Genomic DNA, 15,516 nt, shown 5'->3' on the forward strand with positions numbered 1-15,516 from the left:
GCTCCGCCGGGCCAGCACGGCAAAAAGAACCCCGGCCGAAGCCGAAGTTCTTGCAGGGACAGACCGTCGGAGGGTGACGCCTATCCGGCAAGTTCGTCGGGGCCGTGCAGGTTCCAGTCCGTTCGCCTGGCCAGCACCAGCACATAGTAGATCGCCGCCACGACCATGATCAGAAGCGTTGCAATCAGGCTCGGGCGCCCGAAGGCGGCGTCGAGCAGGTTCTGGTAGGCGACATAGACCAGCGCCACGAAGGCAAGGATGGCCGGAACCGGAAACAAGGGCATGCGGTAGTGCCCGCCAGCCGTGGTGCCGTTGCGGCGCCCGGCAAACACCGCCACGCACAGAAGCGCGTAGATCACCACCAGCGAGGTGCCGCTGACCACCAGCAGCAGGTTGATGTCGATGAAGCAGGCGATCGCCGCCAGTACCGACACGACAATGGTGGCAATCCATGGCGATGCGTAGCTGCCATGAACGGACGCGACCGCGGCATTGATCGGGCCGAACCAGGTCTTGTCGCGGCCGGAACTGAACAGCAGCCGCGCCGCCTGCAGGATGATGGCGATGACCGCGTTGAAGATGGCAACCGCGATGGCAAGGCTGATCAGCACCGTCAGCGCGTGACCGCCACGCGCCTCGAGGAAATATTCTATCTTCTGGGGCGCGGCGAGCAATGCTGCAACATCCGGCGACCCCAGCAACACGGCCGTCAGCGGAATGAGTTCCGCCGCGACGGTGATCAAAAGCGCCCAGACCACGACCTTGCCGATGTTGCGCTTGGCGTCCTGTGTCTCCTCGCCGAAATACGCGGCCGCGCCGTAGCCATTATAGGCGAATAGCGAAACGGCAGTGGCTGCCAGAATGATCCCGGCCGACGCCGGCACCAGCGTGTTGGTGGCATCGAGAAGTTGTGGCGACGTGAACAGGCTCGACAGCGGCCGCTCGACATGAGCGAAGCCGAGCCCGGTCAGGACCAACAGAGCCAGCATTTCGATGCCGAGGAAGATGCCGGTGACAAAGGCATTGAGCTTGATGCGCATGGCCGCGACCGTACCGGCTAGCCCGATCGTCACCACGCCGACCCATTGCGGGCTGAGGTTGGGAACAAGCACACCGAGATAGGTGCCGACACCAAGCGCGATGACGGCAACGATCAGCACGATCGAGACGAACACCAGCACCAGCGTGACAAAGCCCCAGAAGCGGCCGAGCGTGCGGCCGATCATGGTGTATTCGCCGCCGGCCATCGGATAGGCCGACGACAGTTCGGCATAGACGAAGGCCATGAACAGCCCGATGATCGCGGCAATGACGAAACTCAGGAATGAGCCGGTGCCGGCGAGCGCGATGACGCCGGGCACGATGATGAACACCGAGGATGCCGGCGTCACGGCCGACAGCACGATCATCAGCGTGCCGAGCGCATTGAGCGCCCGGTCCAGACCCTTGGCCGCTGGCGCGGCCTTGTCAGTCGCCCTTGTTGTTGCTTCGTTTGTAGACATCGTCCTCCCCTTTTTTTAATTAGATAAAAATTATCCTCCGCAGCGGAACCTATCGATGGAGTCAGATATCGTCAACAAATATGGTGCATTTGCGCTTGCAAAATTTCGCACGCTTGTTTTAAACTGAATCCTGTTCAGGAAACAAAAAATGGGACGACCCAAAACCCAGACCGATCGCCGCCTGACGCTGGTCGCGGCAGCAGAATCGATGATTGCCAGGCGCGGCCTTGCCGGCGTCACGCTGCGCGACGTTGCCAGTGAGGCAGGGATGAGTTCGAGCGCCCTGCTCTATTACTATCCCGGCCTGAAGGACCTGCTGGACGATGTGCAGCGCAAGGCTGTCGAGCGGTTCTGCACGATACGTGCGGCGTCGGTCACCGAGATCGCCGATCCCAGGCTGCGCCTGAAGACGATGATCGAGAACGGGCTGCCTACCGACGCGGATGATCAGCTCTGCCGGCTGCTGCTCGAGCTCGGCGCCTATTCACGCTCGGATGCGAGCTATGCAGCACGTCACATCACTTTGTTCGAGCGGCAGGTGTCGATCTATGTCGGCATTCTGGAGGCTGGTGCCGCGACCGGCATCTTCAAACTGCAGGCCACCAGCGAGACGATCGCGCGCAGCCTTGTAGTGCTCGAGGACGGGCTGGGGCTGCATCTCGTCAACGTCGTGCCGGCGGTCGACCAGGCTTCGGCGCTGGCGATCCTGACAAGCTATGCCGAGCTTGCGACCGGCTGCAGCCTTCGCTGAGCCGGCTTATATCAACGGAGCGAAACCCAAGCATGGACCAATTGCCGACCCAGACCACCAAGCCAGCCGGCAAAGCGCGGGCACGCGCGCTCGGCATCCCCTTGCAAGGCACGCCCGGCCCCGCCAATGCCATCACCGATGTCCGCAGCGTCCTGGTCGGTTATTCCACAATCATCAAGGGCGAAGGCAAGCTCAATGGACAAGGACCGGTGCGCACCGGGGTGACGGCCATCCTGCCTCTCGGCCATGACGGCGTCGGCGTCGCCTGCGCCGCCGGCTATCATTCCTTCAACGGCAATGGCGAAATGACCGGCGCATCGTGGATCGAGGAGGCCGGCAGCATCAGCCTGCCGATCCTGATCACCAACACCCATGCCGTCGGCCCCTGCCATCGCGGTACCATCGACTGGGTGGCCCGCAACAAGCCCGATGTCGCAAACCAGTGGCTGCTGCCGGTGGTGGCCGAAACCTGGGACGGCTATCTCAACGACATCAACGGCTCGCATGTCACGGTCGATCATGCGATTGCCGCGATCGACAACGCCGCGAGCGGGCGCATTGAGGAAGGCTCGGTCGGCGGCGGCACAGGCATGAACTGCTATGCCTTCAAGGGCGGCTCGGGTACGGCCTCACGGATCGTCGACTACGGCCATCGCTCCTACACGGTCGGCGTCTTCCTGCAGGCCAATTTCGGGTCGCGGCGCGAACTCACCATCGCCGGCGTACCGCTTGGTGAACAGCTGACCGACGACAACCCGATGGAGGCGTACTTCCGGGGTGGCCCGACGGGCGCTGGCTCCTGCATCGGCATCATTGCCACCGACGCGCCACTCTTGCCGGGCCAATGCAAGGCGCTGGCCCGGCGCGTGCCGCTCGGCCTGGCGCGGACCGGCACCACAGGCTCGCATTTCTCCGGCGATATTTTCCTCGGCTTCTCAACCGCCAACCGCGATGCGCTCAACGGCCGCTTTCCCAAAGGCCCGGCCAGCGAAGAGAGCTATAGCCGCATGGATTTCATTCCGTGGGGGCGCATGGACGATTTCTATGCCGCCGTCGTGCAGGCGACCGAGGAGGCAGTGCTCAACGCGCTCGTCGCCAACAGCGAGATGGTCGGCCGCGACGGCAACCGCAGCCCTGCCTTGCCGCATGCGAAGGTGCTGGCGGCATTGAAAGCACGCAGAGCTGTCGTCGCTTGAAGGCGGCAAGCTAGACGCCTTGCGCGAGCATCACGAAAAAGGCCCCGGCGTTTTGCGCCGGGGCCTTTCTTAATCGGTTGTCTCTCCTCGGCGAAGACCTTTGCGATCCCCGCCGCGAAAACAATCAGGCAGCGGCCGAAACCTTCGCGTCGGTCGCAACTTCCGAGATCGTCTTCAGGATCTGCGAGGCGATCTGGTAGGGGTCGCCTTGCGAATTCGGGCGACGGTCTTCCAGATAGCCCTTGTAGTCATTCTTGATAAAGGAATGCGGCACGCGGATCGACGCACCACGGTCGGCGATGCCGTAGCTGAACTTGTTCCACGGCGCGGTCTCATGCTTGCCGGTCAGACGCTTGTCGTTGTCCGGGCCGTAGACGGCGATGTGGTCCATCAGGTTCTTGTCGAACTGCGCCATCAGCGATTCGAAATACGCCTTGCCGCCGACTTCGCGCATATAGGAAGTCGAGAAGTTGGCATGCATGCCCGAGCCGTTCCAGTCGGTGTCACCGAGCGGCTTGCAGTGGAACTCGATGTCGATGCGGTATTTTTCGGTGAGGCGCAGAAGCAGATAGCGGGCGATCCACATCTGGTCGGCGGCCTTCTTGGAGCCCTTGCCAAAGATCTGGAATTCCCACTGGCCCTTGGCCACTTCGGCGTTGATGCCTTCATGGTTGATGCCTGCGGCAAGGCAGAGGTCGAGATGGTCTTCGACGATCTGGCGCGCGACATCGCCAACGTTCTTGTAGCCGACGCCGGTGTAGTACGGACCCTGCGGCGCGGGATAGCCGGTCTCCGGGAAGCCAAGCGGGCGGCCGTCCTTGTAGAAGAAATACTCCTGTTCGAAGCCGAACCAGGCGCCTTCGTCGTCAAGGATGGTGGCGCGCTTGTTGGAGGCATGCGGCGTCACACCGTCGGGCATCATGACTTCGCACATGACCAGCACGCCATTTGTGCGGGTCGGGTCCGGATAGGCCGCGACTGGCTTAAGCACGCAGTCGGAGCTGTGGCCCTCGGCCTGCATGGTGGAGGAACCATCGAAGCCCCACAGCGGCAGCTCTTCGAGGGTGGGGAATTCGGCGAATTCCTTGACCTGCGTCTTGCCGCGAAGGTTGGGGACCGGGGTGTACCCATCGAGCCAAATATACTCGAGCTTGTATTTCGTCATTCTAGCCTCTCGTTGCTTGTTCACCGAACACCAAACGGCGTCGACATGCGTCGTCCGTCAGCAGCCGGCGCTGCCGATTCCTAAAATGCAAATCGTGTGCCACTCCGGCATTAGCGGGTGCGGCAAAATGGCCGTGATATCGCGCTGAATTTGCTGAGCCGCCTCATCACTGGATCGAGATCGATCAGAGACACAAAATGCACAAATCATAGGCAAATGATGATCTTTTCCTAGGCATATTGCCTAAAGGAATCGCAGGACCTATCTTCTTGGAAAGTTGAATCGACAATCTCCTGAAGAAGAAAGGAGACCGACCATGGAAGTCGCTCTCTCCCGTCCGTCGGCAAAAATTCTGATGTTCCCTCTGGCAGCGCGCAAATCTGCCTCAAATTTAGGCGCCAAGGCGAAATTCGCGGCAGAGGTCGCTTCGCTGCATAACACGCACGCCGATTTTGACGGTTGGTATCACGAAGCGGCAGTCGAGGAAGAAAATCAGCGCAAGAGCTGATCGGCTTCTTCAGGTCTCAGACATGAAAAGCCCGGCGTGATTGCTCACGCCGGGCTTTTCATTGACCGATGATCCGTAGGCTACTCCTTGGAGTGCAGGTCGGTGCCAAGCGTATCCTTGACGAAGATCATGCCGATGACGAGCGTGAACGCCGCGATCACCACCGGGTACCAAAGGCCGTAGTAAATGTCGCCCTTATAGGCACTGAGCGCGAACACCGTCGCCGGCAGCAAACCACCGAACCAACCGTTCCCGATGTGATAGGGCAGAGACATACCGGTATAGCGGATACGGGTCGGGAACATTTCGACCAGAATCGCCGCGATCGGCCCATAGACCATGGTCACGAAAAGGATCAGGACGAACAGGATGCCGATCGTCATCGGCCAGTTGATCCCGGCCGGGTCAGCGAACATGGCAAAGGCGCCGCCACCCGGTATGTTGTAGACGGTGACCTCGGGCGCGCCCGCTGCCTCGTCAGCGGTCAAGAGCTTGTCCTTGACCGCCTGGTCGGTCGGCACCGCTGCCTTTTCGCCACTGCGGATCGCGGCTGCGTCGAGCTTGAGTTCAGGATTGGCAGCGACAAAGGCATCGAGTTTCTGATCCGCAACCTTGATCGCCGCGCGCTTCAGCGGATAACCGCCGTCCTGCAGGGACATGTTGACGGCCTTGACGAAGGCCGCGTCCTTGGCCTTGGCCTGATCACCGGCGGCGACCGCATCGTAGGATGCCACCGTCTCTGTACCGATCTTGACCGACGCAGCCGTCCCGGCCGGAGCCGTCGACAACACGTCGTACGGCACCGAGTTCTTGGTCAGGAATGAGGTCGCAATGTCGCAGGACGTCGTGAACTTGGCGGTGCCGACCGGGTTGAACTGGAACTTGCAGTCACCTGGCGCGGCGGTCACAGTCGCACGCGTGTTCTTCTGGGCGTTGGCGAGCGCTGGGTTGGCGGCCCAGGTCAGCGCCTTGAACAGCGGAAAGGTGCAGACGATCGCCAAGGCGAGACCCGCCATAATGATCGGCTTGCGGCCGATCTTGTCGGAAAGCCAACCGAAGACGACGAAGAAGATCGAACCGAGGGCGAGCGCGATGGCGATCATGATGTTGACCGACTGCGCGTCGACCTTGAGCACGTTCTGCAGAAAGAACAGCGCGTAGAACTGGCCATTGTACCAGACCACGGCCTGACCTGCGGTGAGACCGAGGAGCGCCAGGATCGCGATCTTGGCATTCTTCCACTGGCCAAAGGCTTCCGAGAGCGGCGCCTTCGAACCCTTGCCTTCGTCCTTCATCTTCTGAAACGTCGGAGACTCGGAGAGAGACAGGCGGATCCAGACTGACACGGCGAGCAGCAAGAAGGAAACGATGAAGGGAATGCGCCAACCCCAGGCGGCGTAGGTTTCCTTGCTCAGCGACGCCTGCACGATCAAGATGACGATCAGCGACAGGAAAAGGCCGAGTGTCGCCGTCGTCTGGATCCATGATGTATAGAACCCGCGGCGATCGTTAGGTGCATGCTCGGCCACATAGGTCGCAGCACCGCCATATTCACCGCCGAGCGCCAACCCCTGCAGCATGCGCAAGATGATCAGGATCACTGGAGCGGCAATACCCCAGCTTGCATAACCAGGCAGCAGGCCGACCAGGAAGGTCGACAGGCCCATGATCGACATGGTGACGAGGAACGTATATTTGCGACCGACAAGGTCGCCGATACGGCCGAACAGCAGCGCGCCGAACGGGCGCACCAGGAAGCCGGCGGCGAAAGCCAGCAGGGCGAAGATGTTTCGCGTCGCTTCGGGAATGGTCGGACTGAAGAAGGTCGAACCAATGAATACTGCCAGCGAGCCGTAGAGATAGAAGTCGTACCATTCGAAAACGGTGCCGAGCGAGGAAGCGAAGATGACCTTCTTCTCCTCTCGCGTCATGCCGCGGCTTGCTCCGCCGGCGGTTGATGCAATTGCCATTGAGTTGTCCTCCCGTGAGACCCTGTCCTCGATGCCAGGCAAAATCCGCGCTCTCCTCCGAACGCGGACTCGAAATGCCGAGCCATCACGGAAAAAATGACAGAAAGCGCCCGCCAACGGCAGAGCGACAATGGGATTATGACTTTGGTATTAGGTGCAGTGCGGCAAGGGCCTGAGGTCAGACCTTGAGCGCTTCCAGAAGGCCAACTGCAGCCATCATGTCGCGCTTGCGGTATGCACGGCGCGCGACGGCTTCGGCGTCCTGCCCCCACTGCTCGATCTGCCAGTCCTCGTCGACATGACCGGCGGCCCAGGCCGCTTCCGCGTCCAGCTCGCCCGTATCGACGGCGAGTGCCAGCAGTGCCGAACCGGTCAGCGACGTCATGACGTGGATGGCGGCCAGACGCAGCGGCTCGGCGCGCTGGCTGAGATGGACGCCCAGCACCGCAATGGTTTCGCGCGGCTGCTCGACATGAATGACCCCCTCGGCAAGGTTGAAGCGCGCCCCGAGTGCGGCACGCGCCCAATCGATGACCGGATCCCAGTGCTCGTTCTGCCGCTCAACCAGCCCTTGCGGCGCATCCGTGCGGTAACAGAGCAGATCGGACGAGGCAAAGCGCAGTATGTCTTCCAGCACCGCCTGCGGATCGCTGGCGACGCCATCGATGGCGGTATTGACCAGGCGCATCACCGGCATCGACACCGGATTGATCGTCTCGCCCTGCTCGGCGAACTCGTTTGCAACCAGCGTTGCAGCCGCTTCGGTCGGCAGCGCCAGCAGCGCCTTGCCCGGCGTGCGCACAGGCTTGCCGTCGAGATGCACGGCAAAACCGCCTTCCACCGGCGCAACCGAAACGGTCTTGTAGAAGCGCTTGGGCAGCGGTGTCTTCATCTGGATCTGGGCGCGACGCACCGGATCCGGATCGGAAAGATACTTGCCCGCTTCGAGGTCTTGGAGGATGTCACGCATGAAGAACCTCACTCACACCGGGGTCAGCTTGCGAGCCGACCGGTTGACGATGATCAGGCCCGCCGCAATCAAGCCAAGTGCCAGGAAAATGCGAATGGTCAGCGGCTCGTTCAAGATGATCGCGCCGCACAAAACACCGAAAACCGGCGACAGGAACGTGAAGCTGGACAGGCCGGAGGCCGGATAGCGGCGCAGCAGCCAGAACCACAGGACATAGGTGAAGGCAACGATAAAGATCGCCTGGAACAGCAGGGCCGACGTAGCCAACAGCGTGGGATCGCGAACTGGCGGACCGGCAAGAGGCATCACCAGCATACCAACGACCGCCGCGCCCGCGAGCTGGTAGAGCAGCAGTTTTTCGGCACTCGCCTCAACCAGTTTCGATCGCTTGATGAGGATATTGGTCAGCGCCCAGAAAAACCCGGAGCCAAGGCTCAGCAAGTCGCCAAACAGCATGTCGCCGCTGTCGCCGAGCTTATCCGAAAAGACGGCCGCAAGGCCGGCGAAGGCCAGCAGCAGGCCAAGGAACTTGCGCAAGGTGATCTGTTCGCCAAGCAGGAAGTGACCGCCAACCAGCATCCAGAACGGCATTGTGTTGACCAGCAGCGTGTTGCGGGCAACGGTCGTGTGCTCCAGGCCGACATAGAGGCAAAGGAACTCGATGCCGAAAAGCACGCCAACCAGGATGCCGGCCAGCAATGTGCCATCGCGCGTGAACAGCGCGATGCCGCGCCAGCGGCACCAGAGGAAGACGCAGAAGCCGCCGATGACCGAGCGCGCGATCGACAGGAAGACCGGGTCGTAGCCGATGTAGGAGATTTTCGCGGCGACGTAGTTCAGGCCCCAGGAAAAGGTCAGGCCGACCATGATGGCGGCGGCGGCCATGTCGACTGTGTCGCGCCGATCGAGCGCGTCGGCGGCGCCGCTCAAGATCAATCCTCCGCGCTGGCGTCGTCGAAGCCGATCAGGTTCCAGCTCTGGCGCATATGCGGCGGCATCGGCGCGGTGACATCGATGACGCCCTTGTCGGGATGCGGAATGATGATGCGGCGCGCATGCAGATGCAGGCGGTTCTGAATGCCACCAGGGAAATCCCAGTTGGTGTCGGCCTCGAAATATTTCGGGTCGCCGAGGATCGGACAACCAATATAGGCGGCATGAACGCGAAGCTGGTGGGTGCGGCCCGTATAAGGCTCCATTTCCAGCCAAGTCATGGTCTGCGCCGCCTGCTCGATGATGCGGTAGTAGGACACGGCATGGTCGGCGCCTTTTTCACCATGCGCGGCCACACGCACGCGATCGCCGTCCTCGGTCGGCTCCTTGATCAACCAGGTCGAAATCTTGTCCTCGCGCTTGGGCGGCACGCCTTTGACCAAGGCCCAGTAGGTCTTCTTGGTCTCGCGGGCGCGAAATGACTCGGAAAGCTTCATGGCGGCAAGCCGGGTGCGCGCGACGACCAGCACGCCCGACGTGTCGCGATCGAGCCGGTGGACCAGCCGCGGCTTCTCGCCCTTCGGGCTGCGCCAGGCTTCCAGCATGTCGTCGACATTGCGGGTGACGCCGGAACCGCCCTGCACCGCAAGGCCTGCCGGCTTGTTGAAGACGAAAACCTTCGGGTCTTCATGAATCAGCATTTTCGCCAGAACGTCGGCATCGCCCTGATTGCGGATCGAGTGGCCGGTCAGCGCGCTCTCGCCCTTCTTGTCCACCTCGAGCGGCGGAACACGGACCACCTGGCCAGGCTCGACGCGGCTGTCGGCCTTGACCCGGCCGCCATCGACGCGGATCTGGCCGGAGCGCAGCAGCTTCTGCAGGTGTCCGAAGCCGAGGCCCGGGAAATGGGTCTTGAACCAGCGATCGAGCCGCATGCCCGCCTCGCCGGCTTCCACCGTGATCTGTTCAACGCCTGCCATTTTGTCTTCGCGTATCCGTTTCCGAGCACGGTTTTGCCCGCACTTTGCGCGGCAATAGCACTAAGGCAGGCTTCTTGCGAGCCAAAGTCCCAGAAACAGGGCGATAATGGCGCCAATAACACTGGCCAGCGCGTATCCAAATGCCGGCAGCGTGGCTCCCCTCTCCCACAGCGTCGCGAAATCGAGCGAAAAGGCCGAAAACGTGGTGAAGCCGCCAAGGATGCCGGTGGCGACGAACAACCTGAGCTCGTTCGAACCGCCACGGCGCATCAGCGTGGCGATGAACAGGCCCATGGCAAAGGAGCCGACGATATTGATGGCGATCGTGCCCCAGGGATAATTGGGGCCGAAAAGGCGCAGTGCACCCATATTGGTGAGATGACGAATGCCGGCGCCGATGCCGCCGCCGACGACCACGAGAAGCAGATTGAACATTGTCGTTTTCTGCCCCTGCCGGGGCAGTGGCGTCAATCCCCTGACGGCGCTCCCGGAATTGCACAGACGGTCGAGCGCGTCAGGAATCGCCGCTCACGACCGTTGTCGAGCGAGAACATGCCGCCCCTGCCCGGCACCACGTCGATGATGAGGTCGGTGTGCTTCCAAACCTCAAACTGCGAAGAACTGATATAGACCGGCGTCTCGCCGATCTCACCCAGCATCACATCATTGTCGCCGACGATAAAATCGTTCTGGGGACAGCACATCGGCGAGGAGCCGTCGCAGCAACCACCCGACTGGTGGAACAGCACCGGACCGTGATCGGCGATGATTTCTGCCAGAAAAGCCCTGGCCTCCGGCGTCGCCGAGACTTTTCCGAGGGAAGCCTTGTCGAGCATGCCGTCCTCCTTCGTGAATGGATCAAGTCGAGGCCCGTGAGCCTCGCCTTCCAAGTGGAGCGCGCATGATCCCTCGGAAAGGATCATGCGCTGCCTCGGGAGGCTCTCAGAAGAGGCCGAGCTTCTTCGGGCTGTAGCTGACCAGCATGTTCTTGGTCTGCTGATAGTGGTCGAGCATCATCTTGTGGTTCTCGCGGCCGATGCCGGATTGCTTGTAGCCGCCAAACGCCGCGTGTGCAGGATAGGCGTGGTAGCAATTGGTCCACACACGGCCAGCCTGGATGGCGCGGCCGAAGCGGTAGCAGCGGTTCGCATCGCGGCTCCAGATGCCGGCGCCGAGGCCGTAGAGCGTGTCATTGGCGATCGACAGTGCCTCGTCGTCATCCTTGAAGGTGGTGACGGACACCACCGGCCCAAAAATCTCCTCCTGGAAGACGCGCATCTTGTTGTGGCCCTTGAACACGGTCGGCTTCACGTAATAGCCGCCGGCAAGATCGCCGGGCAGATGGTTCTGCTCGCCACCGATCAGCACCTGGGCGCCTTCCTGCTTGCCGATGTCGAAGTAGCTCAGGATCTTCTCCAGCTGTTCGCTCGATGCCTGTGCACCGACCATGGTCGCCGGGTCGAGCGGATCGCCCTGGACGATCGCCTCAACGCGCTTCAGCGCCTTCTCCATGAACTTGTCGTAGATCTTCTCATGCACCAGCGCCCGGCTGGGGCACGTGCAGACCTCGCCCTGGTTGAGCGCGAACATGACGAAGCCTTCGATCGCCTTGTCGAAGAAGTCGTCATCCTGCGATGTCACGTCCTGGAAGAAGATGTTGGGCGACTTGCCACCGAGTTCCAGCGTCACCGGGATCAGGTTCTGGCTGGCATATTGCGAGATCAGCCGGCCGGTCGTGGTCTCGCCGGTGAAGGCGATCTTGGCGATGCGGTTCGACGAAGCGAGCGGCTTGCCGGCCTCCAGGCCAAAGCCATTGACGATGTTGAGCACGCCGTCCGGCAACAGGTCGCCGATAAGGTCCGCCCACAGCATGATGGTGGCGGGCGTCTGCTCGGCCGGCTTGAGGACAACGCAATTGCCGGCGGCAAGTGCCGGCGCCAGTTTCCACACGGCCATCAGCAGCGGGAAATTCCAGGGAATGATCTGGCCGACGACGCCCAGCGGCTCATGGAAATGATAGGCGACGGTGTCCTCGTCGATTTGCGACAGGCTGCCTTCCTGAGCGCGCAAAGCACCGGCGAAATAGCGGAAGTGATCGACGGCGAGCGGCAGATCGGCGGCGGTCGTCTCGCGGATCGGCTTGCCATTGTCCCAGGTCTCGGCCAGCGCCAGCAGATCGAGATTGTCTTCCATGCGGTCGGCGATCCGGTTGAGGATCAACGCGCGCGCGGCCGGGCTGGTCCTGCCCCAGGCGTCTTTGGCCTTATGGGCGGCATCAAGTGCCAGTTCGATATCCGCCGCATTGCCGCGAGCGATCTCGCCCAGCGGGCGGCCGTTTACCGGGGATATGTTCTCAAAATACTGTCCCGATGACGGGGCGACCCATTTGCCGCCGATATAGTTGTCGTATCGCTTGGCGAAGGGAATCTTGGCCGTGCGGGAAAATTCAACTTTGTTCATCGTCTTCCTCCCAAGAAGCAGCGCCACGGAATGTGACGCGTCTTCTGTGAACAGTTGCCGATGGTATCCGGCTTGTCAGCCTGGCCGGCCACTCGCCGTGGCCGACTGTCGCAGATCTGCGACAGTCGTGAACCGGAAAGCTCAGTGCGGTCGGCGAATGCCGAAACGGGCAAGCTTGCGGTGCAAGGTCGCCCGCGAAATTCCGAGACTGCCGGCCGCCGCCGAGACATTGCCTTCGGCGCGCGCCATGGCGCGCTGCACCACGCCACGCTCGGCTTCATCCAGGTCTTCAGTTGCCTTGGCCGAGCCGCCGAGGATGTCGACGGCAGGCAGGCCCTTGGCCAAGGCCTGCTGTGTGATCCCAAGACCAAGGCGCGCCGAACGCGTTGCGCCGACCACCAGATCGTCGGCATCGACGGCGATCAATGCGCTGGCGCTGCGTTCGGCGACTGGCGCCAGCAATATCCTGGCATTGGAATATGTCAGCCGAAAATTCTCGGCCTCGATGCGACGCGCGGCATCGCCCACGGCCATGGCGATCAGGTTGACGAAGCCCTCGGTCAGGTCCGACCGGCAGGATGAAACATCGAGCGCAGCGGCCAGATTGCCTTCGTGATCGTAAATCGGCGCGGTGGTGCAACTGAGCAGTGTGTTGCGCGAGAAAAAATGCTGGTCGCGATGGATGGTGAGCGCGCGCTGGTCGGCAAGACAGGTGCCGATGCCGTTGGTGCCTTCGGAATCTTCACTCCAGACCGTGCCCGTATGCCGCTACTCACCGGTTCCCGGGTGAGGAATTCTGGTTTCCAGAGATAGTAGGTCGCGGCGGCGAGCGCGAGGCAACCGGCAATGTCCGGCAGCCCACGCAGCGTCGGCGCCCAGAACGGCGTATAGAGAAAGGCCGCGATCCAGACGGCAAGCAAAGTTCGCGATGAAGGAGCCTCGGAAACCGCCTCCATATGGCTCATTCTTCCCATGAAAAGAGCCGTGGGAATGAGGTAAACCGTGACGATCCCGGCGATGTATGAAAGCCTTGAACCGCCGAAACCGAGGTGAAACGGCATCAGCGGCGCCAGGATCAAATCTTCCGTCGCGATGGAAGTTTTCAATTGGCCGAGCCACAGAACGGGACTCGCGGCCAGGAGCGCGCCCTGTTCGTTGAACCTGTCGAAATAGCCGGCGAAATCCCAATAATAAACGGCGTCTTCGAGATTGAGGTAGATCGCAGTCAACGCTGCGCCAAGCAGCGCGCTGACGATGTAAATTCCCGACCAGAACCCGAAGACCTTGTTCTTTGTCACTCGAGGCCGCCACCCGCTCGAACCGTCACCATTGCGGCGTTGTCCAATCTGGATATTTCTTCCTGAATTCGCTGTAGAGCGCATCGATCTCGGCTTTGCTGACCGGGCGCATCTGCTCATAGAGATAACCGTTCACGCCGCCGGACAATTGGTACTGTGCAATGCGCTTGTATGCGGCACCGATGCCCTTGCCCTCGAAGATATACTGGTTGGGAATCGTGACGCAGATCTGTGCGCCCGGCTGCAGATGCGTAACAGGGCGGTCCGTCACGACGACATACCTGGATTTCAATGCGTCCGGCTGGAATCGATCACGACTGTCCACCTGGCAAATCCACCCGACATACGTAAACAGGTCCGGTTTCATGCCGAACAACAGCGCATCGCTCATGACAGGACCCGAGGCAAACACCGAAAAACGGTCCTCCGGTCCCATCCTGCCGACAAGGTCGTCGATCAGGCGCCTGTATTCGGGGAGATTGTCGAGGTGCAGTGGAAGTGTGGCCTCCCTGGCGAAGACGAAGCCAACCGGCGACAATAATTGACGACCGGCTGGAAAAAACGTGCCCAGAAAAGCCAACCCGGCGACAGCGGCCATGGCGGCGCTCGACCATCGTGATTTCAGGGCCGGCGCCGAGACGATGGAGACGATTGCCTGGGCATAGGCGGGAAAGAGCCAAAGAAACATCGGCAGCGAGTGATGTCGTTCCGGGTCCTGGGTCCGGATAAAGATCAAGAAGGTGATCACCGAGGCCATGGCGCAGAACAGGGCAAATCCATTGCGGCGCGCAACGGAGATGTAGAGGCCCGCAATGATCAGCGCCCAGTTCACATAGCCGAGCCGGGATCCGATTTCACCGAGTTGGGTGACAAAGTTTGTCCTGTATCCGCTGTAGAGGTCGGCGTAGCTGACTTGCAGGATCTTGGCGATCAGCGGCAGCTGGAAGTTCAACGCTGTCGCGGCAATGAGGAAAACCACACACACGCCGCCCAGAGCCGCGTTGCGGAAGGCCGGCAAATCCCGGTCCCTTGCGATCTGCAGCAAACCCAGCAATGCCGCCGAAACGGTGATCCCGATGGCGGCATAGGCGTACCAGCGGCGCAGCATGAATGCCAACCACAGGCATGCGCCAACGGATATTGCGCTCAACACGGGTTCGCGGGTCAGGAACTTCGATTTCCAGAGAAAATAGGTTGCCGCGGTCAAAGCGAGACAGCCCGCAACATCAGGCATCCCGCGAAGCGTCGGCGCCCAGAACGGAGTGTATAGAAAGGCCGCAATCCAGACCGCCACCCAACTTCGGGAAAGTGTCTCGGCGGTCGCCTCCAGATAACTTATTCGGCCGATGGAAAGAACCGCCGGGACCAGGTAAACCGCAACTATCCCGGCGACGAAGGAGAGCCTTGAACCGCCAAAGACGATGTGAAACGGCATCAAGGGCACCAGGATCGCCACGCCGTAATCTTCGGTCGCGATAGAGATGCTCAATTGGCTCAGCCACTTGAAGGGGCTCTCGACCATGAGAGTGCCCTGCTGGTTGAACATGTTGAAATAGGCAGCGTAATCCCAATAGTAGACGGACTCTTCGAGATTGACGTACACAGCGCTGAGGGCGACCCCAATCAACACTGTGCATAGGTAGGTACCCGTCCAGAATCCGAAGATCTTGTTCTTTGTCACTCGAAGCCGCCAAGGAGGGGAAGAGAACTGCCGGGACCGAACCGAAGCCATCCCATGACACCGCCAGGGGCCGCTCCAGCGAATCTTCTGACTAGATTCATA

Annotated in this window: 13 protein-coding genes and 1 pseudogene; 3 read left to right on the forward strand and 11 right to left on the reverse strand. The window is 61.2% G+C overall.

Annotation, left to right across the window (positions count from 1 at the left end; translation table 11 throughout):
• Nucleotides 1-80 precede the first annotated feature (80 nt).
• On the reverse strand, nucleotides 81-1,502 hold the full coding sequence (locus tag A3A9_RS0100110) for an APC family permease (RefSeq protein ID WP_051370630.1): 1,422 nt from the start codon (nucleotides 1,500-1,502) through the stop codon (nucleotides 81-83).
• A gap of 148 nt (nucleotides 1,503-1,650) precedes the next feature.
• On the opposite strand from A3A9_RS0100110, the gene A3A9_RS0100115 reads away from it, so the two are divergent.
• Together A3A9_RS0100115 and A3A9_RS0100120 are read left to right on the forward strand one after the other, a co-directional pair.
• Complete coding sequence (locus A3A9_RS0100115) at nucleotides 1,651-2,253, forward strand: TetR/AcrR family transcriptional regulator (protein ID WP_027056993.1); 603 nt, start codon at nucleotides 1,651-1,653, stop codon at nucleotides 2,251-2,253.
• A gap of 32 nt (nucleotides 2,254-2,285) precedes the next feature.
• Entirely contained in the window at nucleotides 2,286-3,449 is a 1,164-nt protein-coding gene (locus A3A9_RS0100120; protein ID WP_033838246.1) for a P1 family peptidase, read from the forward strand.
• A gap of 124 nt (nucleotides 3,450-3,573) precedes the next feature.
• On the opposite strand, the gene A3A9_RS0100125 is transcribed toward A3A9_RS0100120, so the two are convergent.
• Nucleotides 3,574-4,614 (reverse strand): glutamine synthetase beta-grasp domain-containing protein, encoded by a 1,041-nt coding sequence (locus tag A3A9_RS0100125; RefSeq protein WP_027056995.1) that lies wholly within the window; start codon nucleotides 4,612-4,614, stop codon nucleotides 3,574-3,576.
• 316 nt (nucleotides 4,615-4,930) lie between these two features.
• Between A3A9_RS0100125 and A3A9_RS0100130 the strand changes: the two genes are divergently transcribed.
• A complete protein-coding gene (locus A3A9_RS0100130) occupies nucleotides 4,931-5,122 on the forward strand; it encodes a DUF2735 domain-containing protein (RefSeq protein ID WP_027056996.1) in 192 nt (63 codons plus the stop codon).
• A gap of 80 nt (nucleotides 5,123-5,202) precedes the next feature.
• Here the strand turns inward: A3A9_RS0100130 and A3A9_RS0100135 are convergent, their stop codons facing one another.
• The 9 genes and pseudogenes from A3A9_RS0100135 to A3A9_RS0100180 all read right to left on the reverse strand — a co-directional run bounded on the left by A3A9_RS0100135 (nucleotide 5,203) and on the right by A3A9_RS0100180 (nucleotide 15,414).
• A complete protein-coding gene (locus A3A9_RS0100135; RefSeq protein ID WP_027056997.1) occupies nucleotides 5,203-7,092 on the reverse strand; it encodes an MFS transporter in 1,890 nt (629 codons plus the stop codon).
• Nucleotides 7,093-7,270: 178 nt separating this feature from the next.
• Entirely contained in the window at nucleotides 7,271-8,062 is a 792-nt protein-coding gene (locus A3A9_RS0100140; protein WP_027056998.1) for an ATP12 family chaperone protein, read from the reverse strand.
• Nucleotides 8,063-8,074: 12 nt separating this feature from the next.
• Nucleotides 8,075-8,947, reverse strand: a complete 873-nt coding sequence (locus A3A9_RS0100145) for a DMT family transporter (RefSeq protein ID WP_051370714.1) — start codon at nucleotides 8,945-8,947, stop codon at nucleotides 8,075-8,077.
• A gap of 47 nt (nucleotides 8,948-8,994) precedes the next feature.
• Nucleotides 8,995-9,975 carry an RluA family pseudouridine synthase gene (locus tag A3A9_RS0100150; RefSeq protein ID WP_027057000.1) on the reverse strand — a complete coding sequence of 327 codons (981 nt, stop codon included), beginning with the start codon at nucleotides 9,973-9,975 and terminating at the stop codon, nucleotides 8,995-8,997.
• Between the two features lie 60 nt (nucleotides 9,976-10,035).
• A complete protein-coding gene (gene crcB / locus A3A9_RS0100155) occupies nucleotides 10,036-10,410 on the reverse strand; it encodes a fluoride efflux transporter CrcB (protein ID WP_027057001.1) in 375 nt (124 codons plus the stop codon).
• A gap of 32 nt (nucleotides 10,411-10,442) precedes the next feature.
• Entirely contained in the window at nucleotides 10,443-10,811 is a 369-nt protein-coding gene (locus A3A9_RS0100160; protein WP_027057002.1) for a DUF779 domain-containing protein, read from the reverse strand.
• 106 nt (nucleotides 10,812-10,917) lie between these two features.
• Entirely contained in the window at nucleotides 10,918-12,435 is a 1,518-nt protein-coding gene (adh, locus tag A3A9_RS0100165; RefSeq protein WP_027057003.1) for an aldehyde dehydrogenase, read from the reverse strand.
• A gap of 141 nt (nucleotides 12,436-12,576) precedes the next feature.
• A pseudogene (locus A3A9_RS38005) lies at nucleotides 12,577-13,197 on the reverse strand (helix-turn-helix domain-containing protein); the annotation flags it as partial.
• A gap of 561 nt (nucleotides 13,198-13,758) precedes the next feature.
• Complete coding sequence (locus A3A9_RS0100180; RefSeq protein WP_027057005.1) at nucleotides 13,759-15,414, reverse strand: hypothetical protein; 1,656 nt, start codon at nucleotides 15,412-15,414, stop codon at nucleotides 13,759-13,761.
• Between the last annotated feature and the right edge of the window lie 102 nt (nucleotides 15,415-15,516).

The sequence above is a fragment of the Mesorhizobium loti CJ3sym genome, assembly GCF_000472785.1.
GTDB lineage: Bacteria > Pseudomonadota > Alphaproteobacteria > Rhizobiales > Rhizobiaceae > Mesorhizobium > Mesorhizobium loti_E.